The sequence below is a fragment of the Amycolatopsis camponoti genome (assembly GCF_902497555.1).
In the GTDB taxonomy this organism is placed as follows: domain Bacteria; phylum Actinomycetota; class Actinomycetes; order Mycobacteriales; family Pseudonocardiaceae; genus Amycolatopsis; species Amycolatopsis camponoti.
This window is the reverse complement of the sequence record NZ_CABVGP010000001.1, coordinates 3,040,886-3,059,983: the sequence shown is the minus strand read 5'-3', so window position 1 is coordinate 3,059,983 and position 19,098 is coordinate 3,040,886. Positions and strand designations below refer to the sequence as shown.

The following is a 19,098-nucleotide window of genomic DNA, read 5'->3' as shown; positions in this document are numbered from 1 at the left end:
GCCGCGGAACGCCCACCGCCACCGGATTGTCGGATCTCGTAGCCTGGCCGAAGATCTTGTGGAGGGAGTCCCGTGGTGGCAGGAGAATGGCGAGTGGTGTCCGAACCCACGCCCGGGGTGACCCCGCCGCCGCCGTCCCCCGGCGACCACGGCTCGCAGCCCGAACCCACGCCGTCGCCCTCCCCCGGGCCGCCGCCGAAGCGCGTGCCGCCCTGGGGAGAGCCGGACATCGGGGTGACGCCCTCCTGGCTGCGGCAACGCGCCGACGCCTGTGACGAGACCGCCGTCGCCGTGAACGCCTTGCGCGGTGCGGCCGACGACACCTTCGATCCGCTCCGGCGTGCCGCGCCGGGGTGGGCGTTCGCCGGCAGTGTCGACGACATGCGGTCGCGGTGGGACGGGCTCAACGACCTCCTGCACCGCCGGCTCGCCGAGGGCGCGGAGAACTTCCGGCTGAGCGCCGACGCCTACACCGAAACCGACGCGGCGGGCGGGGAGCGGATCCGTGGTTGATTTCCGGCAGCTGACCGAACTCGACGTCGCCGGGCTGGAGACGTTCGCCGAGCAGTGGGCGCTCGTCCACCAGAAGCTCCACCGGATGCGCGACGCCTACGAGTCCGCGGTCGTGACACCGCTCGAGGACGGTGAGTGGGCCGGCAAGGGCGGTGAGGCGGCGACCAAGTACTGCGCCCGGATCCGCTGGGACTTCGACGCGGTCGACGCCGAGGTGAAGGCGCTGCGCAAGTACATCGACGTCGAAGCCGACGGCAGTGCGGGCACCGCGGGCGTCAAGGGCCTCGAAGGTCACCAGCGAGCCGTGCTCGACCTGCAGCGGCAGGCGCGCGAACAGGGCATGACGGTCACCCCCGCGGGCCAGGTCACCTGGGACGACACACCGGGCGTGTCGCCGGGGTACTTCGACGCGCTCGGCGAGCAGGCCGACATCGCCGACGGCCTGGAGAAGCAGATCCAGGCGCATCTCCGGCAGGCCACCGAAATCGACGAAGAGCTGGCCCGCAACCTCAAGGTCGTCTTCGGCACGCAGGACAACTTCGAGACCGAGGACCGCCGCTACGGCGTCCTCCCGCCGACCGAGCACGACCGCCGGGTCTGGAACCAGCTGCACAACGTCGTCCTGCTGGGGCTGGTCAAGCAGGGCAACGACCACGCGGCCTGGCTCCTGCAGCACTACCTCGACGGCGACGGCAAGACGGTCGAGGCGCCGGTGCAGGACATGCTCGACGACATGCCGTCGTTCCGGGAGCAGGTCGCCAAGTCCGTGGCGGAGGTGGGCAAGGGCCCGGACGGCCCGTTCACGACCGGCTGGACGACGACCGCGCCGGACCTGCGGCGGGACGGGAAGGGCGGCCAGGACTGGTACTACTCGTTCAACCACTTCCAGTACCGCCTGGTCGGCGAGAAGCACGGCGACCAGGTCGACTACCACGTCGAGATCCGGAAACGGTACGACTGGGGCATCCCGAGCGAGCACCGGCGAGACCTCGAGAAGGACTCACCGGTGCTGGACGTCGACTTCGAGCAGGCCGACATCGCCCACCTCAACACAACGGGCAAGGCACGCGACTTCGACGTCATCGGCAGCTCGGGCCCGAAGACGGCGACCGTCTGAGCCCTTCAGGTGTATCACCAGGTCACCGCCGCGGTGTCCAGCGGGCGTAGCGTCGGGGACCATGGCACGGATCTTCGTCACCGGCTGCACCCAGGGCCTCGGCCGGCTCACCGCCGAAGCCCTCCTCGACGACGGCCACCACGTCGTCGCCCACGCCCGGGACGCCGACCGGGTCGACGATCTGGCCGCGCGCGGTGCCGACGTCGTGACCGGTGACCTCGCCGACCCCGGCCGGACGCGGGACGTCGCCGCGCAGGTGAACCGGCTCGGGCGGATGGACGCCGTGATCCACAACGCCGGGGTCATGACCGGCCCGTCCGTGCTCCCGGTCAACGTGGTCGCGCCCTACCTGCTGACCGCGCTGGTCGACACGCCCGCGCGCCTGATCTACCTCAGCAGCGGCATGCACCGCGGCGGCCGCGCCGAACTCGCCGGCCTCGACTGGTCCGGCGCCCGGCCGACCGCTTCCTACTCCGACAGCAAGCTGCTGCTCACGACGCTCGCGGCCGCCGTCGCCCGGCGGTGGCCGCGGGTGCGCACCCACGCCGTCGACCCCGGCTGGGTCCCCACCCGCATGGGCGGCGCCGGCGCCCCCGACGACCTGCGCCTGGGCGTCTCGACCCAGACCTGGCTCGCGACGAGTGACGAGCCGGAAGTCCTTACGACGGACGGCTATTGGTATCACCGGCGCCGCGCCGCCCGGCACCCGTCCGCGGGCGACCGCGACTTCCAGGAGCGGCTTCTCGACGCCCTCGCCGACCACACCGGGACTCCGCTCGGCTGAGGCTTCAGGAATGGGTCTCCATCGGGACTCCTCCGTTTCTCCCCGCTCGTCGACCCGTCCACGGTCGCAGCACGACGCCCGGCTTTTCCATCGCTCGCGGAGTGACGGAATCGCGCCGGGGCCTCATCATGGGACGGTGCCCGACGACCCGGAACGACCGCCCCGGCTCCGCGTCGACGCCGAGACGACGTTGATCCTGCGCGAGGCGTTCCACAAGATCGACGCGAACTACCGCAACGACCACTACGGCCTCTACGACTACGCCCGCGCCGTGATGAGCAAGATCGTTCCCCTGGACCACTTCTACATCGGGTTCTTCCACGGCGCGAACCGCGTCCGCTACCCGTACGGCTACGACGGCGGGATGTACACCGATCCGGCGTCGCACATCTACGGGCCGCACGGCCAGGCCGCCTGGCTCCTGAAACACCGCCAGACCTACCGGATGCAGTACGACAACGGTGCCGCGCTCAACGCCGGCGTCGCTTCCGGGGACACGAGCCGCGCTTCCGCCGACGCCGTCACCACCCCGCTGTTCCGCCGCGGCCGCGACGGCGAACCGGTGTTCGGCATGATGTCCATGCAGAGCTACCGGCCGGACACCTTCGACGACAACGCCGTGCGCGCCTTCGAATGGCTGGCCGACCTGGTGGCCCGCGTGCTGACCACCGAAGCCGAGGACGTGGACGCGCTCCGCCGCCTGCCGGCCGACGTCGAGGACGCGGCCCCGGTGGTCACCGCGGACCACATCGTCGAGCTGCTTTCGTCCCGCGTGGCGGACGTCCGGCAGCGGGCCCAGGACGCGCTCGGGCTTCCTGATGCGGATTCGCTGCGCGAAGCCCTGCAACGCATTGTCACCGACTGCCAGCAGCTCCAGTCGGACCTGGTCGAGCTCACGCTCGACATCGACAACGGGCCCGAAGAACGCTTTCGGTCGCTCACCGCCGCCGAACAGGGCGTCGCGGTTCTCCTCACCAGCGACATGCACAACGAACAGATCGCCCGCGAGCTGGGAATCAGCCTCCACACGGTCAAGACCCACGTCCGCAACATCCTGGCCAAGTACCGGATGAGCGGACGCGCGGGCGTGGCGGAGGACGTCCGCAAGCACCTCGCCCGCTGACCGACCAGACCGGTCAGGCCGATCAAGCCGGTCAGGCCGCCGCGCTCACCCGGGTGACGACTTCCCGCACGGTGGCGAGGGTTTCGTCGGGGTGGTCGAGGTGCACGCCGTGCGTCGCGCCCGGCCAGCAGACGACCTCGCCGCCGAACGCGTCCGCGAGCCGCACGTGGCCCCGGCGCATCGCGGCGCCCGGCTTGCGGTCCGCGGTCACCACGACCGACGGCACGCGGGGCAGGTCGGCTTCCCGCAGGCCGCGGGACAGCTCGGTGATGCCGCGGACGGCACGGGCCAGCACCGGGATGTCGAGGTCCGCCATCCGCAGCTGCGCGGCCTCGCAGTCCGGCCGCAGCCGCTGCCGTCGCGTGGACCGGACGACAGCGGCGCGCAGGACCCGCGGAAGCAGCGAGCGCAGTCCGGGCAACGCCGCGGCGCTCCCGAGCACCCGCGTCATGCGTTCCAGGGCCGCGCAGGTGCGGGGGTCGTTGATCACCGTCGGGTCGAGCAGGACGAGACCCGCGACCTGCTCGGGGTGGGCGCGGGCCAGCAGCACGCCCACCGCGCCGCCGAGGCTCTGCCCGACGACCACCACCGGACCGCACCCGAGCCGGTCGATCAGGGCGCTCAGGTGGTCCGCGGCGCCGGCGAGCGTCCCCTCGGCGGCGGCGGTGCCCGTGCCGGGCCGGTCGTGCACGATCACCCGGCACCCCGGGTCGGCGACGAGGCCTTCGACGAGGCCCGGGAAGAAGCCGTCACACGCTTCCGCGCCGCCGGGCAACAACAGCACCGGCTGCCCCGACGCGCCGTGGACCCGGACCCCGTCGATCGCCATGCGCTCTCCTCGTCACCTACGGAACCTCTTCGGATTGTGTCACAATCTGAAGAGGTTCCGTAGGTCAATGGCTCAAGCGCAGCCGACGGAATCTGCGTCGAGCACCGGGCGGCCGCTGAACGGGACCGTGTCGTGGACGCTCAAGGCGCCGTCGCGAAGGGTGTAGACGGTGCGGGTGCCCGAGTAGGTGAGCTGGTCGACCGGGTGGCCGACGTCGTCGCTCTCGGCGGCGACCGTCGCGAAGGCGCGGCCCCCGTCCAGCGGCGCGCACCGGTAGCCCAGATGAGCGGCGCGCCTGGATCCCGAACCGGCTGTCCGCCGGCAGGTGGATCGAGGCGTACGTCCCGTCGACCGTGGCCGAGATCAGCTGATCGTCCTCTCCGGCGAGCTGGGCGTTGACGGTCTCGATCTCCCCGTCGCCGTCCAGGTCGGCGACGGTGGTGACCGGGTCCGCGCCCGGCGCGGCCATCGCCGGCACGGCGGCGGCCAGGCCCAGCGCCGCGGCCAGACCGGTGATGGCGGCGGTACGGACGACTCCGATGCGGTTCATGAGATCTCCCTCCCGTTCGGTGATCTTTTCACCGAACGTGCTCCCATGAAGAAAGACGGCCACCTTCCGTGCTCGTGCAGCGGGAGTGCGATGTACCACCCGAACGCAACCCGCGGAGATCGCGTCAGCCTTGCCGGGACGGCCGGATGGTCAGATCCCCGATCTCGACGTCGTCGGGCTGGTCGATCGCGAAGGCGATCGCCCGGGCCACCGCCTCGGGCTCGATGCCGAGGTCGGCCATGGCCCGCCGGGCCTGCTCGCGCACCGCCGGGTCGTCGACGGCGTGGTCGATGAACTCGGTGCGGACGTAGCCGGGCGAGATCGACGTCGTCCGCGGCACGCCGTCGGTGCTCTCCTGCCGCAAGCCCTCCAGGAGGGTGCGGACCGCGTTCTTCGTCCCGGCGTACACCGCCTGAGTGGGGACGATCTTCAGGCCGGAGGTCGAGACGACCGTGACCAGGTGGCCGCTGCCCTGCCCGCGAAACACCGGCAGGGCCGCCGCGATCCCGTGCAGGACGCCCTTGACGTTCACGTCGACCATCGACGACCAGCCTTCGACGTCCAGGTCGGCGACGGTGCTGATCCGGCTGACCCCGGCGTTGCCCACCAGGACGTCCAGCCGGCCGAACCGCTCGACGGCCGCGGCGACGAGCGCGTGGAGATCGCCGGGATCGGTGACGTCCACGCGCAAGGCGGTCGCCTTGCCGCCGCCGGCCTCGATTTCGGCGACCAGCCGGTCCAGCCGGTCGGTGCGCCGCGCCCCGAGGACGACGGGCGCGCCGAGCGAGGCGAGGTGACGAGCGGTCGCCTCGCCGATGCCGCTGCTGGCGCCGGTGATGGCGACGACCTTGCCGTGAATGGTCATGAAGATTCCCCGATCGAAGTGGACATCTGTCCGTTTAGCTTAGTGGACAGCTGTCCGCTTATGTCAAGCCGGCCTTGCCGAAGACGGCCGGCCAGATCACGCGGACGTCTTTCGGAGCAGCGGCGGCAGGACCGAATGCGGTCACGCTCTGCGCCATCCGTCGCTGCGAGGTCTCATTCTCGTTACCGAGGGTGAGAAACTGGAGCTTTGAGTTCGCTCTGACGGAGTACGGGCGATCGATCTCGATCTGTCACACAGCAGGGCGTAACAGATCACCCATCCGGTCGATATCCCGATCGTGTCCGGATGACCCGGACCTTCACGAGGGGACCTTCTCACCATGTCTCGTCTCCACCTGGGAGCGCTCATCGCCGCCGGGGCGGTCGCCGCCCTGATCTCCGCCGGTTGCTCGAGCACCGCCGGCACGCCGTCGCCGGCCGCCGCGTCGTCCACCGGCGCCCCGACGTCCGCGAGTGTCGAAGCCGCCTCGCTCGCCGGGTCGGAGGCCGGCTCCGCCGTCGCCGCGGCCGCGAAGCAGGCCAAGGCCGTGCACATCCGCGGCACGGTCGCCGAGGGCGGGAACATCAACCTCGACCTGCAGCTCAACCCGGACAGCGCGAGCGGCACCGTGGTGCAGGACGGTCTCGAGATCCCGGTCCTGCGCACCGGCGACAAGTACTTCTTCCGGTTCAGCCAGTCGCTGATCGACAAGGCCGGCATCCCGGCGTCGGTGGGCAAGCTCCTCAAGGACAAGTGGGTGCCCTCGACGTCCCAGGTCGGCGCGGGGATCGGCGAGGCGTTCAAGCAGTTCCTCGACTACAAGACCTTCACCGACAACACGGTCGGCCAGCTGGCGTCCACGTCGTTCAAGGAGGGCGGGCAGACCACGGCCGGCGGCGTCCCGGCCTTGACGTTCACCAGCACCGACGGCACCGCGACGGTCGCGGCCACCGAACCGCACTACCTGCTGCGCATGCAGGCCCCCAAGAACGGCACGCTGGAGTTCTCCGACTGGGACAAGCCGACGACGGTCACCGCCCCCAAGGCGGCGGAGATCTACTCGGGCCCCGGCGCCTGAGCTACCGGCGTTCCGCCCCGGAGCCGACCGGTTCCGGGGCGGACGGCACATCCCCGGATCGCCCGGCCACGACCGGAGCGAGGGCCGGCGTGATGTCCATGTGGACGCGGTAGTCGGTCACCCGGTCCCCCGCCAGCCGGATGACCGTCACGCACGGCAGGGCCAGCGGCGTGCCGTCGGGGGCCGCCGTCTCGATCGTGAAGCGGCAGAACAGCTGGTCCTCGCCCACTTCCGCGACCTGCTCGACGGTGTGGCGGACCCAGGGCAGCGCGCCCGCCGCGCCGGCCGTCGCCGCGGTGATCGCGGCGCGGCCGGTCAGCGGCTCGTCGTTGGCGAACGCGTACGTCGCGTCGTCGGCGAACCACGACGCGAACGACTCGGCGTCGCCCGCGTCGACCGCCGCGCACATCGCGTGGACCATCCGGGCGCGGTTCACCTCCGCAGCTCCAAGCCGTAGCGGGTCATCACTTCCGCGACGAGCTTCATGTCCCGGCCGGGCGGCAGCTGCGACAGCTCGCGGTAGTAGTTCTCCAGGCCGGGCGGCGAAACCACCGCGATGACGCGGGTCTCCTCGTCGAACGGGTTGCGGAACACGTGCGGCACCCCGCGCGGCATCAGCAGGGAATCGCCCTGGCCGAGGACGTGCCGCTCGCCGTCGAGCTCCACCTCGACGCGGCCCTGGACGCAGGTGAACAGCTCGTCCTCGCGGGTGTGGACGTGGGTCGGCGGCCCGCCGAGGCCCGGCGGCACGACGTACTCGAACAGGGAGTACGCGCCGTTCGTGTCGGCGCCGGTCAGGCGGGCGTGGATCCCCAGCCCGATCGCGCCCAGGTTGGTGCCGTCACCGGGGTGGATGACGTGGTGGCCGGTCGCGGTGCTCATCGGGAACTCCTTCGCTACAGCGGGGTTTTCGCGGGTTCGGGGGTGTCCTTCAGCCGGGTCAGCACGGCCGGCGTGAGCGACCGGTAGGCCGCGGGGACGACCGGGTTCAGCCAGTGCGTGAAGCGGGTGAACCGGCCGATCTGGACGCCGAGGTCGCCGAGCACCTCGTCCACGTTGTGGATCGAGAACGGGATGATCTTGGTGCCGCGGCAGTGGTGCGCGCCGGTCGCGACGTCCAGGAAGGCCAGCTGCGCGACGACGTCGGCGCGCCGGGTCGCCTCGTCCGGCAGAGTGAGCGCGCCCGCGAGGTCGGCCGCGATCCAGACCGCCGCCAGCTCGGCGTTGAGCGGGCTGAAGAACGACGAGTTGTAGCCGTTGAAGTAGAGGCCCGGCGCGGCCAGCGGCTGGATCTGCCGGTACAGCAGGAAGTTCCCGCGCTCGTCGAAGAGCCGTTCCTGGACGGCGGCGGGCAGGAACGGGACGCCCTGGGTGAACCCGGTCGCGCAGACGACCAGGTCGGCGGGCAGCACCGTGCCGTCGGCCAGTTCCGCGCACGGGCGGCCTCCGGACGAGCACAGCCGCCGGATCACCTGGTCGCGGTGGACGCGGATCGAGCCGTCGGCGACGCCTTCGAAGAACCCTTCGGTGGCCAGGCCGATCGCGTTCTTGACGATGTCCTCCATCCGTCCGCGCGGCACCAGGTCGTGCTTCGCGAGCCCGAACTGCCGCACCGACACGGAGCCGATCGAGTTGAGCATCGCGCGGCGCAGCCGGTTTCCGGGGCCGTGCAAGAACTTCTCGAACCCGCGCAGCCACCGGTAGCGGAACAGCGCCTCGCCGAGCCGGGTCAGCAGCAGCATCTTGAAGTTGAGCACGCCGGCGATCTTGCGCGGCACCTTCCACAGCAGCTGCCGGGCGATGACGTCGGTCGTCTCGGCCACTTCGCTGATCGCCACGGTCACGTCACACGCCGACTTGCCGTACCCGACGACGAGCACGTGCTTGCCGCGCGCGTCGGCGACGTCGTGGAAGTCCGGCCCGGCCAGCAGCCGCCCGCCCGCCGCCTCGAACTCCGCGCGGCCCGGGTAGTCCGGCAGTGCCGGCTCGCAGAAGACTCCGTTGGCGACGACGACGCGGTCGACCACCGAGGCCCCCTGCGCCCCGGTGGTCACCACCCACCGCGCGCCGTCCGGGACCACCGACTCGACGGTGGTCCCGAGCCGCAGGTGGGGCGTGACGCCGAACTCGTCGGCGTAGTCCGCGAGGTACTCCTGGATCTGCGCGCCGGTCGGCCACTCCGGGAAGTCCCCCGGCATCGGGAAGTCCGAAAAGGAGTACTGGGCTTTGGGGCTCTGGGTGGTCAGGCCCGGGTAGCGCCGGGTCCGGCTCCACACCCCGCCGACGTCCGGGGCCTTGTCGAAGACCTCGACGTCGTGGCCGGCCTGCAGCAGCACCTTGGCCGTGGTCAGCCCGGCCAGTCCGGCCCCGATGATCGCGACGCGCATGCCTGGTCCTCCTCGTCCGGCACGTCCGGGCCGGGTGGCCCGGCTCGGCGTGCGCCACAGCGTGGATCAGGCGGGGGCGCACACCCAACCGCGAGTCCTGGTCACTGGGACGGCAACTCCGGGCGGGCCACCGCCCACCGCCGGGCGGAGTAGGCGCGGCTGGCCGCCGCGGCCGCCATCCGCACGGCCGGGCCGATCCGGTCGGGCTGCACCGCGGCGCTGGGCCCGGTGACCGACAGCGCGGCGGTCACGGTGCCGGTGAAGTCGAAGATCGGGGCCGCGACGCAGCTGATGCCGGCGTTGCCCTCTTCCCGGTCGTAGGCCCAGCCCTGCTCGTGGACGACGGCCAGTTCGCGCTCCAGCGCGTCGGCACCGGTGATCGTGCGCGGGGTCCGCCGGGTGAGCCCGGCCGCCACCACCGACGCGACGACGTCGGCGCCGGACCAGGCCAGGATCGCCCGGCCGAGCCCGGAACAGTGCGCCGGGATGAACCCGCCGACCTGGTCGAGCATCGGCAGCGGCCGGTGCCCGCCGATCTTCTCGACGACGAGCACCCGGGTGCCTTCGAGCACGCCGAGCTGCACGGTCGTCTTGGCCGCCGCGTAGAGGTCCTGCAGGTAGGGCAGCACGGCCTCGCGCAGTTCGTGGCGCACCGGCACCAGGCCGGACAGCTCGAACAGGCGGTTCCCGATCCGGTACTTCTCGCCGGGCTTGTCCAGCCAGCCGAGCTCGATCATCCGGGCCGCGGTGCGGTGCACGGTCGAGCGTGGCAGCCCCGAGCGCTCGACGAGCCGGGACAGCGTCAGTTCGCGGTGGGTCGCGTCGAAGGCGTCCAGGAGCGCGGCGGCGCGTTCGAGCGCCCCGGAAGCGGTGACGTCTTCGGAGTCCCGGGCAGTGGGACCCGTCCTTGGCCGGCCGGCGGTCATGGCCCGAATGTAGGTCACATCATGGAGAGCAACCAGTCTCATCCGAAACGCCGCCGGGTGGCGCTCGTCGGCGGCGGTGCCGGCGGCATCGGCTCGGCCTGCGCGGCCGCTCTGCTGGCGAGTGGCCACCGCGTGGTCCTCGCCGGCCGCACGGAGGCGACCCTGACGGAAACCGCCTCGACGCTCGGCGACGATGTCGGGCACGTCGTCTGCGACCTCGCCGATCCGGCCGCGGCGGCCGACGCCGTGGCCCGGGTACGGGACCGGCACGGCACGCTCGACGTCGTCGTGGCCAACGCGGGCGGGCCGGCGCCCGGCCGTGTCTTCGACGTCCCCGCCGGGCAGTGGCACCACGACCTCGACCTGCTGGTCCTCGGCCCGCTGTCCCTCATGCGTGCCGCGTTGCCCGCGATGGCCGAACGCGGGTTCGGCCGCGTCGTCGTCATCAGCTCGACGGCCGTGCGGCAGCCGCAGCCGGAGCTGGCCGCCTCGACGGTGCTGCGCTCGGCGACGACGTCGGCGGCGAAGCTGGCCGCCCTCGAGTACGCCGACCGCGGCGTCACGGTCAACTGCGTCGCGGTCGGCGCCACGCTCACCCCGCGGCGCCTGGAGATCGTGCGCAGCCGGGCCGGCGCGGCGGGCATCGACGTCGCGACCGCGATGGCCGAGGACCTCGCCGCCATCCCCGCCGGACGCGCTGCCGCGCCGCGGGAGGTCGCGGCCGCGGTGGCGTTCCTGGCCTCGCCCGAAGCAGGCTATGTCACCGGATCCGTGCTGACCGTCGACGGCGGCCGCACGGAATGCCCCGCCTGAACGGAAGGTGCGCCATGACCACGACCGGCCCCGGCTTCGCCATGACCGACTTCCTCGCGAGCATCGCCCACACCGTGCGCCCCGGCGGCGAACGACCGCTGGTGGTGCACGACGAAGACCTCGAGGAGATACCGCCGGGCAGCGTCCCGAACCCGACGTCGCTGCGGATCGCCGGCACGCTGCCGACCGCGACGTTCGAGCTGTTCCGGCAGGTCATCCCGGCCGGCGAGAGCTCGGACCTACAGCGCCACCACCACGAGACCGTCCACTTCGTCCTGACCGGCGACGGCCACAGCGAGATCGAGGACGAGACCGTGAGCTGGACGACCGGCTCGTTCGTCTACACGCCGCCGTGGACCTGGCACCGGCACCACAACGACTCGGCCGGGCACCCGGTCGAGTTCCTGACCATCGAGAATTCGCGGCTGCTCGGCCTGTTCGGCCTGAACCGCCGGCAAAGTGCGGGATCGGCGACCCTCGCCGAAGCCCGTACCCGCTTCGACCACCGGGAGGACCAGTGACCAAGCCGATCCCCGAGCACGTCGGCATCTGGGGCGAGCTGGGCGAGCTCGAGCACACCCTGCGCTACGTCGACGTGCCACTGGACGGACGTCCGGTGCGGACGCGGGTCCTGCAAGCGGGCACCGGGCCCGACCTGGTCCTGCTGCACGGAACCGGCGGGCACCTGGAGGCCTACGCCCGCGACCTGGCCGGCCTGGCCCGCGACTTCCGCGTCACGGCCTACGACATGGTCGGCCACGGCTGGTCGGACCTGCCCGACCGGCCCTACACGATCGACGTCCTGTCCGCGCACCTCGTGTCCCTTTTGGACGCTCTCGGCATCGGGCGCGCCCACCTGTCCGGCGAGTCGCTCGGCGGCTGGGTGGTCGCGTGGACCGCCGCGCACCACCCCGACCGCGTCGACAAGCTCGTGCTCAACACGCCGGGCAACATCGCGAACAAGCCCGAGGTGATGGCCCGGATGCGCGACAGCACGATGGCCGCGGTGCTCGACCCGAGCGACGAGACCGTGCGCCGGCGGGTCGAGTTCCTGTTCCACCACAAGGAGATGGTGACCGACGAGCTGGTCGACCTGCGCCGCCGGGTGTACTCGCGGCCCGGGTTCGTCCGGGCGATCGGCAACACGCTCGTGCTGCAGGACCCCGAGGTGCGCAAGGACTTCGCGTGGGACCCGTCCTGGGTGTCGAAGGTGAAGGCGCCGACGCTGCTGCTGTGGACCAGCCACGACCCCACCGGCGGGCTCGACGAGGCCGAGCTGCTGCTCGGCTGGCTGCCCGACGCGCTGCTGCACGTCATCGACGACGCCGGGCACTGGCCGCAGTGGGAAAAGGTCGACGAGTTCCTCGACGTCCACCGCGCCTGGCTGCTGACCGGAGAGGACCCGTCCTGATGGCCGGGATCGCCGGGTTCGCGGGCATGTCCCACAGCCCGTTCGCGACGTTGCTGCCGCCACCGGCCGAGGGCGGCCCGGGCGCGCGGTTCCTCGCCGACGCCGCGCTGGCGCGCCGGGCGGTGGAAGCGCTGGCGCCGGACGCGATCGTCGTGATCGGGCCCGACCACTTCCACGGCAACTTCTACGACGTGATGCCGCCGTTCGTGCTGGGCGTCGAGCACGCGGTGGGGTTCGGTGACTTCGGCAGCACCGAAGGACCGCTGCCGGTCGCCGGGGAGCTGGCATGGTCCGTCCACAACGGACTGACCGGCGCGGGGTTCGACGTGTCGCTGTCGTATTCGCTGACGGTCGACCACGGCATCGTGCAGACCTACGAGATGCTGACCGGCGGTACCACCCTGCCGATGGTGCCGATCGTCGTCAACACGGCCGCGCCGCCGCTGCCGACCTTGCGGCGGTGCGTCGCCTTGGGCCGGGCGCTGGGCGCGGCCCTGCGCTCGGCGGACTTTCCCGGCCGGGTGCTGGTGGCGGCGAGCGGCGGGCTGTCGCACTGGCTGCCGTCGAACGACCCCCGGCTCGTCGCCGGTGAACGCCGCGCATCGCTGATCCACGGACGCGCGGACGTCCGCGCGTTCGCCGCGGCCCGCGAACCCCGCGTCCGCGCCATGGGCGGCGACCCCGGCGCGCGCGTGAACACCGAATGGGACCGGTGGTTCCTCGACCGCCTGGCCACCGACGACGCCGAGGCGATCGCCGACCTCGGGCACGAGACGCTCGAAACCATGGCGGGCAGCGGCGGCCACGAGGTGCGCTGCTGGCTGATCGGCCAGGTCGCGGCGGCGGCACCGCTCGTCTGGACCAGCTACGAGCCGGTTCCGGAGTGGATCACCGGCATGGGCATCGGCACGACGTTCCCGGTCGCCTGATCGCGCGGGCAAGGACGGTTCCTGTTCGTGCCCTCGGCGTCACCGCGATCTTGCCGCGCGCCTCGGCGGTGCGTTACGCCGGTAGCGGACCAGCGTGACATTCACCGAGGAGCGGCTCGTGAAGAAAATGCTCGCCGTCGTGGCCGTCGTTCTTCTCGCTCTCGGCGGTTTCGCCGCGCCCGCCGCCGGGGCGAGCGGCAAGAAGGGGGTCAGCGCCAACCCGTACTCCGGCGCCGCCACCGCGTTGAAGGACGTGGGGGCGAAGTGGTTCTACACGTGGGCGCCCGATCCCCAGGGCATCGCCGTGCCCGCCGGGACCGAGTTCGTGCCCATGATCTGGGGCAAGGACTCCGTCACGCAGGACCAGCTCGACCGGGCCAAGGCGAACGGCCGCACCCTGCTGGGCTTCAACGAACCGGACCTGGCGGGCCAGGCGAGCATGCCCGTCGAGACGGCGCTGGACCTGTGGCCGCGGCTGCAGTCCACCGGGCTGCGGCTCGGCGCGCCGGCGGTGGCCTACGGCGGCGACGTCGCGGGCGGGTGGCTCGACCGGTTCATGAGCGGCGCCGCGGCGCGCGGGTATCGCGTCGACTTCATCCCGCTGCACTGGTACGGCGGCGACTTTTCGAGCGCGGCTTCCGGGCAGCTGCAGTCGTACCTGCAGAAGGTCCACGACCGCTACCACCTGCCGATCTGGCTGACGGAGTACGCCCTCATCGACTTTTCGGGGTCCACGCCGCGTTATCCGTCGTCGGCCCAGCAGGTCGATTTCGTCCAGCGATCCACCGCGATGCTCGAAGGGCAGTCGTACGTCGAGCGGTACGCGTGGTTCTCGCTGTCGACGTCGACGACCGGCCTCTACTCCGGCACGACCCCGAACGCGAGCGGCGTCGCCTACCGCGCCGTGTAGCCGCGTTCCTGGACGATCCACGTGTTGCCGTCCGGGTCGGCGAAGCCGAAGAAGCTCGCGTAGTCACGCCGGTCCGGGTCGGCACCCGGCGCGTAGTCCCCTTGCCAGTCCGCGGACTTCTTGTGGCGCAGCGCGCTGACCGGCACGTCGCGCCCGGCCAGTTCCCCGTGTGCCGCCTCGATGTCGGGCACCACCAGGTAGTGGTCCCGGGCCGACCCCGGGGCCGCACCGGTCAGGCCGACCCCGAGCTGGATGGACGCCGCCGACCCGGGCGGCGTCAGCTGGACGACCCGGAAACCGTCGTTCGGCGCGTAGTCGACGTCGAGAACGAAACCGAGGGAGCGGTAGAACCGGACCGCCCGGTCGACGTCGGCGACCGGCAGCGTGAGGACCTCGATGCTGAACTCAGACAAGGGGTTCACCACCGTCGACGTTGAGGGAGACACCGGTCAGGAAGGTGCTGCCCAGCGCGAAGACGACGGCTTCGGCGATCTCTTCGGGAAGGCCGACGCGACGCGCCGGGCTGGTGGCCGCGCGGGCGGCGAACAGCGCGGCCTTCTTCTCTTCGCCGAGCGCGTCGTAGGCCCCGGTGTCGATGGTGCCGGGCGAGATCGCGTTCACCCGGATCGGCGCCAGCTCCACCGCGAGCCCCCGGGTCAGCGCGTCCACCGCGGCGTTCGTCGCGCCGACGGCGAGCATGCCGGCGGCGGGCTTGCGCGCCGACGATCCCGAGAAGAAGACGAACGAGCCGTCTTCGGGCATGCGGGGCGCGAAGTGCTTCGCCAGCAGCAGCGGACCGAGCACCTTGACGTCGAACGACCGGAGCACGACGTCGTGGGCCAGCTCGCCCAGCGTCCCCCGCGCCCGGGCCGACGCCGTCGACACGACGTGGTCGACCTGGCCGAGCCGTTCGGCCAACGCGGCGACGGAGGCTTCGTCGGTGAGGTCGACCGATGCGGTGGTGACGTCCGGATCGTCGTAGACGAGGGACTCTTCGTCGCGTCCGGCGACCACGATCGTGGCCCCGGCCGCGCGGGCGGCGAGCGTCACCGCACGGGCGATGCCGCTGCCGCGGCCGATCACGAGGACCGTGCGGTCCTTCAAAGCATGAGTCATCTCAGTTTCCCTTCGGAGCAAGGAGTTCGTCGGGGTCCAGGCCCCGGTCGATGCCGTGCGGGGTGACGCTCTGACCCGGTTCGAGGGCGAGCTTGCGGCCGTCGAGGGTGACGTCGACGACGTCCGGCTCGAACGACACGAACCCGGACACCCGCTCGACCTCGGGCCACGCCTCCGGGTACGACCACGCGGCGCGCTTGCCGGACCCGATGTCGAAGTAGCCGGCCAGCCCCTTGTACGGGCAGAAGGTCTCGCCCTCGACCGGCGTGAGCGCGCTCAGGTCGATGTCCTCGCGCGGCACGTACCAGCGCGGCGCGAAGCCCGACTCGTAGAGCACGACCGGCCGCCGGGTCTCGGCGACGACGCGGTCGCCGTCGCGCACAACCAGGTGGCGTGCGGTCTGCCGGATGTCGATGCGGTGGTACGGGTCGGCCGCGTGGCCGACGATCCGCTCCTCCTCCTCGTAGAACGCGTCCATCGCCCGCCAGGCGAAGGCGACGCGGTCACCCAGGACGTCCGCGTGGCCCGGGAGGCCGGTGTAGCGCCAGGCCGCGCGCGGGGCGTGCTTGTCGGCCGTCCAGACGGCGTACCACTCGGTCGGCCCGAGGTCGCGGTGCGTCGTCGTCCGGTTCTCGGCGACGAGCACGTCTTCACGGACGTCGGCGAGCGGGAAGTACGCCACCGGGTACCGACCGGGTTCGTGCAGCAGGACGACGTCCTCGCTGTCGGCCACCCACTCCCCGCCGAACCGCACGCGCATCCGGCGCCGCAGCGGCTCGGCGAACAGCATCCGCTCGGGCAGCGGCTGCTCGACCAGGAAGTGCCCCACCGCCCGCGTCGCCAGTGGTCCTTGCTGCCAGGCCAGTCCCATGACTTCCTCCTAACCTTTTTAGCTTTGTTTGATGGTTAGACATGGAAGCACCGGTAGGGTAACCTGTCAACAGTGAGTTTGGAGGTTAGGCCGATGACCGACGAGACACTGCTCCTCGATCTGCTCAACACGACGCCGGTCCGCGACGGCGCCCCCGCGGACGACCTCGCCGACGAGCGAGCGGCCCGGCAGTGGCTCGCCGACCACGGGCAACCGGCCGGCGGCGACGAGCACCGCGCACTGCTGGAGGCTCGGTCGGCGCTGCAAGGGATCGTCCGCGGTCAGGCCGAGCCCCGCGCCGCCGCGCGGTTCGTCGACGACGTCACCTACCGGGCAGCCTTCGGCGACGACGGCGTCGAGTGGGTGCTCGACGTCCCCGCCGGCCGGTCCGCCGCCGCGCGGGCCGTGCTCGCCTGGGACGCGCTCGCCAAGTCGAGCCCCGGCCGGCTGCGCCCGTGCGCCAACCCCGAGTGCCGGCTCTTCCTGATCGACCACAGCAAGCCCAACAGCGCCCGCTGGTGCTCGATGGCCGTGTGCGGCAACCGCATGAAGGCCCGGCGCCACTACCAGCGCTCCCGTACCGCCGCGGACTAAAGGAGACGACCACGATGGCCCGCTTGGTGTCACTGAACGTCGGGATGCCGAAGGACGTGCCTTGGCAGGGGCGCACCGTCCACACGGGAATCTTCAAGTACCCCGTCGAAGGCCGCTTGCTGGTCCGCCGGCTCAACGTCGACGGCGACGGCCAAGGCGACCTGGGCGGCCACGGCGGCGAGAACCGCGCGGTGCTCGTGTACCAGCGCCAGTCCTACGAGCACTGGCGGCGGTTCCTCGGCCGCGACGACCTCGGAGACGGCCAGTTCGGCGAGAACTTCACCGTGGACGGCCTGCCCGACGACGAAGTGCACATCGGCGACCGCTACCGGATCGGCGAGGCCGAGTTCGAAGTCACCCAGCCGCGCGTCACGTGCTTCCGCGTCGGGATGCGCCTGGGCGAGCCGCGGATGCCGTCGCTGCTGGTCGCGCACCACCGGCCCGGCTTCTACCTGCGCGTTGTCACCGAAGGCCACGTCGAGGCCGGCGACGAGATCGTCCGCACCCGGACCGGCCGCCACGAGATGAGCGTCGCGGACATCGACGCGCTCCTGTACCTGCCGGGCCGCGACACCGAGGCGCTCCGCAAGGCCGTCGACATCCCGGCGCTCAGCCCCGGCTGGCAGGGGTCCTTCCGCGACCTGCTCGCGGCGAAGCCCGCGCCCGCGCCGAGCGGGTGGCGCGGCTTCCGGCCGTTGCGCGTCGCCCGGGTGGTGCCCGAAAGCCCGGCCGTGTCCTCGATCCACCTGGCCGCCGACGACGGCGAGCCACTCCCCCGTCCCGAGCCCGGCCAGTACCTCACGCTGCGCGTCCCCGGCGCCGGCGACCCCGCACCGGTCCGCAGCTACTCGCTGTCCGCGGCGCCGTCGGATGCCGAGTACCGCATCAGCGTCAAGCGCGACGGCGTGGTCAGCAGCTACCTCCTCGGCCGGCTCGCCCCCGGCGCGCTGGTGGACGTCGCGGCACCCCGCGGCGACTTCGTCCTGGCGGGCGACGACCGTCCCGTGGTGCTGGTGTCCGCGGGCATCGGCGTGACGCCGGTCCTGGCGATGCTCCACGCACTGGCCGCTCGCCGGGCTTCGCAGCCGGTCTGGTGGCTGCACACCACCCGGACCGCGGCCGAGCAGGCGTTCGCGGCCGAGGCGCACCGGCTGCTGGCGAGCCTGCCCGACGGCCGCGAGTACGTCCACTACACAAGGGAAAGCGGCCGGCTCACCCGCTCGGTATTGTCCACTTTGGATCTTCCACGGGACGCGACCGCGTACCTCTGCGGCCCGGACGCGTTCATGACGGCGATGCGGGAGTGCCTGGTGTCACTGGGTTTCGACGCCTCTCGCGTCCACAGTGAACTGTTCGGCGGAGTGTCCGCGATCAACCCGGGACTTACCGGCGTCGTCCGGAAGACCCCGCACGCCCCGGCGGGCGCGGCGGGAACCGGCCCGGCGGTGACGTTCGCGCGCAGCGGGCTCACGGTGCCGTGGAACGAGGAGTACCCCAGCCTGCTGGAGTTCGCGGAGGCGTGCGACGTCCCGACGCGCTGGTCGTGCCGGACCGGGGTCTGCCACACGTGCGTGACGCCGGTGCTCTCGGGCCGGGTGGAGTACGACCCGGAGCCCCTGGAGCCGCCGGCGGCGGGCGAGGCGCTCGTCTGCTGCGCGCGGCCGCGGGAGGACGTCGTCTTAGACCTCTGATCAGCGGAGATCGAGCCGCATCAGCCAGCGGACCCGGCGGTCCGCCCGCGCTTCGGTCGCCCGGACCCGTTCGAACCCCGCCGCTTCGAACAGCGACGTCGTGCCGACGTGGGCCGCGCTCGAGCTGATGCGCGCGCCCTCCGGGTCGACCGGGTAGCCCTCGACCGCCAGGGCGCCGGACGCACGCGCGTAGTCGACCGCCCCGGCGAGCAACGCCGCCGACACGCCTTGACGCCGGTGCGACGAACGCACCACGAAGCACACCACGCTCCACACCGGCAGGTCGTCGAGCGGAGGCATCGTCCGCGAGCGTTTCAACCGCTCCATGCGCGACCGCGGCGAGACGCCACACCACCCGACCGGCGTGTCCCCGTCGTAGGCGAGCACGCCCGGCGCGGGCTCGTCCGCGCAAAGTCCCCGGACGCGCTCCGCCCGCGCTTCGCCGCGCAGCGCACTGTATTCGGCCGAGGTGACGCGGTAAGCGAGGCACCAGCAGGCGCGCTCGTTCCCGCTGGGGTTGAGGATCGAAGCGACGTCTTCGAAGTGCGAAGCGGGCCGGACCAGGATCATGGAATCACCGTAGAATCCGAT

23 protein-coding genes are annotated in these 19,098 nt (G+C 72.0%); 12 read left to right on the top strand and 11 right to left on the bottom strand.

The window, feature by feature from the left end:
* The first annotated feature begins 96 nt into the window (after positions 1–96).
* From AA23TX_RS14525 to AA23TX_RS14510, 4 genes are all read left to right on the top strand, one after another.
* Positions 97–513: a hypothetical protein gene (locus AA23TX_RS14525; RefSeq protein WP_155543050.1), complete on the top strand. Its 417-nt coding sequence runs from the start codon at positions 97–99 to the stop codon at positions 511–513.
* Positions 506–1,630, top strand: coding sequence for a hypothetical protein (locus AA23TX_RS14520; RefSeq protein WP_155543049.1), 1,125 nt, complete (start codon positions 506–508; stop codon positions 1,628–1,630). The genes AA23TX_RS14525 and AA23TX_RS14520 overlap by 8 nt, the downstream gene beginning before the upstream one ends.
* A gap of 61 nt (positions 1,631–1,691) precedes the next feature.
* Positions 1,692–2,414 (top strand): SDR family NAD(P)-dependent oxidoreductase, encoded by a 723-nt coding sequence (locus AA23TX_RS14515; RefSeq protein WP_155543048.1) that lies wholly within the window; start codon positions 1,692–1,694, stop codon positions 2,412–2,414.
* 136 nt (positions 2,415–2,550) lie between these two features.
* A complete protein-coding gene (locus AA23TX_RS14510) occupies positions 2,551–3,537 on the top strand; it encodes a LuxR C-terminal-related transcriptional regulator (protein ID WP_230862488.1) in 987 nt (328 codons plus the stop codon).
* A 31-nt stretch (positions 3,538–3,568) separates the two neighbouring features.
* Here AA23TX_RS14510 and AA23TX_RS14505 read toward each other — a convergent pair whose 3' ends face one another.
* The 3 genes from AA23TX_RS14505 to AA23TX_RS14495 form a co-directional block, all read right to left on the bottom strand.
* Complete coding sequence (locus AA23TX_RS14505) at positions 3,569–4,366, bottom strand: alpha/beta fold hydrolase (RefSeq protein WP_155543046.1); 798 nt, start codon at positions 4,364–4,366, stop codon at positions 3,569–3,571.
* Between the two features lie 64 nt (positions 4,367–4,430).
* On the bottom strand, positions 4,431–4,916 hold the full coding sequence (locus AA23TX_RS14500; RefSeq protein WP_230862487.1) for a hypothetical protein: 486 nt from the start codon (positions 4,914–4,916) through the stop codon (positions 4,431–4,433).
* 124 nt (positions 4,917–5,040) lie between these two features.
* Complete coding sequence (locus AA23TX_RS14495) at positions 5,041–5,781, bottom strand: SDR family oxidoreductase (RefSeq protein WP_155543045.1); 741 nt, start codon at positions 5,779–5,781, stop codon at positions 5,041–5,043.
* 340 nt (positions 5,782–6,121) lie between these two features.
* On the opposite strand from AA23TX_RS14495, the gene AA23TX_RS14490 reads away from it, so the two are divergent.
* The gene (locus tag AA23TX_RS14490) at positions 6,122–6,859 is read left to right on the top strand and encodes a hypothetical protein (RefSeq protein WP_155543044.1); all 738 of its coding nucleotides are present in this window, start codon (positions 6,122–6,124) and stop codon (positions 6,857–6,859) included.
* Between the two features lies 1 nt (position 6,860).
* Here AA23TX_RS14490 and AA23TX_RS14485 read toward each other — a convergent pair whose 3' ends face one another.
* From AA23TX_RS14485 to AA23TX_RS14470, 4 genes are all read right to left on the bottom strand, one after another.
* Positions 6,861–7,295, bottom strand: coding sequence for a nuclear transport factor 2 family protein (locus AA23TX_RS14485; protein WP_155543043.1), 435 nt, complete (start codon positions 7,293–7,295; stop codon positions 6,861–6,863).
* Positions 7,292–7,741 (bottom strand): cupin domain-containing protein, encoded by a 450-nt coding sequence (locus tag AA23TX_RS14480; protein ID WP_155543042.1) that lies wholly within the window; start codon positions 7,739–7,741, stop codon positions 7,292–7,294. Before AA23TX_RS14480 ends, AA23TX_RS14485 begins: the two co-directional genes overlap by 4 nt.
* Positions 7,742–7,755: 14 nt before the next feature.
* Positions 7,756–9,246 carry a flavin-containing monooxygenase gene (locus AA23TX_RS14475; RefSeq protein ID WP_155543041.1) on the bottom strand — a complete coding sequence of 497 codons (1,491 nt, stop codon included), beginning with the start codon at positions 9,244–9,246 and terminating at the stop codon, positions 7,756–7,758.
* A 101-nt stretch (positions 9,247–9,347) separates the two neighbouring features.
* Complete coding sequence (locus AA23TX_RS14470) at positions 9,348–10,172, bottom strand: IclR family transcriptional regulator (protein ID WP_155543040.1); 825 nt, start codon at positions 10,170–10,172, stop codon at positions 9,348–9,350.
* 21 nt (positions 10,173–10,193) lie between these two features.
* On the opposite strand from AA23TX_RS14470, the gene AA23TX_RS14465 reads away from it, so the two are divergent.
* The 5 genes from AA23TX_RS14465 to AA23TX_RS14445 all read left to right on the top strand — a co-directional run bounded on the left by AA23TX_RS14465 (position 10,194) and on the right by AA23TX_RS14445 (position 14,235).
* The gene (locus tag AA23TX_RS14465; RefSeq protein ID WP_155543039.1) at positions 10,194–10,985 is read left to right on the top strand and encodes an SDR family oxidoreductase; all 792 of its coding nucleotides are present in this window, start codon (positions 10,194–10,196) and stop codon (positions 10,983–10,985) included.
* Positions 10,986–10,999: 14 nt separating this feature from the next.
* The gene (locus tag AA23TX_RS14460; RefSeq protein WP_155543038.1) at positions 11,000–11,506 is read left to right on the top strand and encodes a cupin domain-containing protein; all 507 of its coding nucleotides are present in this window, start codon (positions 11,000–11,002) and stop codon (positions 11,504–11,506) included.
* Positions 11,503–12,396, top strand: coding sequence for an alpha/beta fold hydrolase (locus AA23TX_RS14455; protein ID WP_155543037.1), 894 nt, complete (start codon positions 11,503–11,505; stop codon positions 12,394–12,396). The genes AA23TX_RS14460 and AA23TX_RS14455 overlap by 4 nt, the downstream gene beginning before the upstream one ends.
* Positions 12,396–13,325, top strand: a complete 930-nt coding sequence (locus AA23TX_RS14450) for a DODA-type extradiol aromatic ring-opening family dioxygenase (protein WP_155543036.1) — start codon at positions 12,396–12,398, stop codon at positions 13,323–13,325. The genes AA23TX_RS14455 and AA23TX_RS14450 overlap by 1 nt, the downstream gene beginning before the upstream one ends.
* Before the next feature lie 127 nt (positions 13,326–13,452).
* Complete coding sequence (locus AA23TX_RS14445) at positions 13,453–14,235, top strand: glycoside hydrolase family protein (RefSeq protein WP_155544448.1); 783 nt, start codon at positions 13,453–13,455, stop codon at positions 14,233–14,235.
* Here AA23TX_RS14445 and AA23TX_RS14440 read toward each other — a convergent pair.
* The 3 genes from AA23TX_RS14440 to AA23TX_RS14430 are packed head-to-tail and all read right to left on the bottom strand — an operon-like array spanning position 14,220 to position 16,222.
* A complete protein-coding gene (locus AA23TX_RS14440) occupies positions 14,220–14,648 on the bottom strand; it encodes a VOC family protein (protein WP_155543035.1) in 429 nt (142 codons plus the stop codon). The genes AA23TX_RS14445 and AA23TX_RS14440 overlap by 16 nt on opposite strands.
* A complete protein-coding gene (locus AA23TX_RS14435) occupies positions 14,641–15,351 on the bottom strand; it encodes an SDR family oxidoreductase (RefSeq protein ID WP_155543034.1) in 711 nt (236 codons plus the stop codon). The genes AA23TX_RS14440 and AA23TX_RS14435 overlap by 8 nt, the downstream gene beginning before the upstream one ends.
* A 1-nt stretch (position 15,352) precedes the next feature.
* Entirely contained in the window at positions 15,353–16,222 is an 870-nt protein-coding gene (locus AA23TX_RS14430; RefSeq protein ID WP_155543033.1) for a DUF427 domain-containing protein, read from the bottom strand.
* A 93-nt stretch (positions 16,223–16,315) separates the two neighbouring features.
* Between AA23TX_RS14430 and AA23TX_RS14425 the strand changes: the two genes are divergently transcribed.
* A complete protein-coding gene (locus AA23TX_RS14425; RefSeq protein ID WP_155543032.1) occupies positions 16,316–16,816 on the top strand; it encodes a CGNR zinc finger domain-containing protein in 501 nt (166 codons plus the stop codon).
* Positions 16,817–16,830: 14 nt separating this feature from the next.
* A complete protein-coding gene (locus AA23TX_RS14420) occupies positions 16,831–18,507 on the top strand; it encodes an MOSC and FAD-binding oxidoreductase domain-containing protein (RefSeq protein WP_155543031.1) in 1,677 nt (558 codons plus the stop codon).
* Here the strand turns inward: AA23TX_RS14420 and AA23TX_RS14415 are convergent, their stop codons facing one another.
* Positions 18,508–19,077 (bottom strand): GNAT family N-acetyltransferase, encoded by a 570-nt coding sequence (locus tag AA23TX_RS14415; protein WP_155543030.1) that lies wholly within the window; start codon positions 19,075–19,077, stop codon positions 18,508–18,510. It lies immediately after the preceding gene.
* Positions 19,078–19,098 lie beyond the last annotated feature (21 nt).